The organism is Aeromonas sp. OTU364 (assembly GCF_038440395.1).
Taxonomy (GTDB): domain Bacteria; phylum Pseudomonadota; class Gammaproteobacteria; order Enterobacterales; family Aeromonadaceae; genus Aeromonas.
Window position 1 is genome coordinate 1 of the sequence record NZ_JASATR010000047.1, and the last position, 224, is coordinate 224.

Consider the following 224-nt stretch of genomic DNA (forward strand, 5'->3'; position numbering starts at 1 on the left):
CCGTCGCTGGCCAGGACGCTGAAGCTGTAGCTGGACTGGGTCTCGTGATCGGGGTTGCCGAGCAGGGTGACAACGCCGGTGGTGGCGTTGATGGTGAACTTGTTGGCATCGGGACCGGCGAGGCTGAAGGTCACACCGGCGCTGATGTCGGCGCTGTCGTCGGCGGTGGCGGTGTAGACCACCTGGCTGGCGCCGCTGTTTTCATTGAGAGCGGCAGCGGTGCC

The 224-nt window shown here is 66.1% G+C and carries 1 protein-coding gene; it reads right to left on the minus strand.

What is annotated here, in order from left to right; translation table 11 throughout:
- A partial coding sequence (locus tag AAHB08_RS21195) for a cadherin repeat domain-containing protein (RefSeq protein ID WP_342059993.1) occupies positions 1-224 on the minus strand: 224 nt, incomplete at both ends.